The sequence below is a fragment of the Campylobacter sp. US25a genome, from assembly GCF_004379075.1.
Classification (GTDB): domain Bacteria; phylum Campylobacterota; class Campylobacteria; order Campylobacterales; family Campylobacteraceae; genus Campylobacter_D; species Campylobacter_D jejuni.
Genome location: NZ_RYYM01000164.1, coordinates 1 through 235, shown reverse-complemented (window position 1 = coordinate 235; position 235 = coordinate 1). Strand labels below are relative to the sequence as shown.

1 protein-coding gene is annotated in these 235 nt (G+C 33.2%); it reads left to right on the top strand.

The genetic code is table 11. The features are described 5' to 3' along the window. Positions 1 to 235, top strand: a 235-nt coding sequence (locus ELQ12_RS10145) for an amidohydrolase family protein (RefSeq protein WP_166739612.1), incomplete at both ends; no start/stop codon positions are given.

Genomic DNA, 235 nt, shown 5'->3' with positions numbered 1-235 from the left:
GCATTCTGCTTATTCAACTCATCCAGAGCTTGCAAAATTTGCAATCAATCTTGCTAAAAAGCAAAAGTTATTAATCAGTACGCATTTTTTAGAAAGTAAGGCTGAAAATGCTTGGCTTAAAGAGGCAAAAGGAGGGTTTAAAGAATGGTTTAAAAACTTTACGCCAGATCTTAAGCCTCTTTATAAAGCTAGTGAATTTATTCAATTATTTAAAGGTGTTAGGACGCTTTTTACC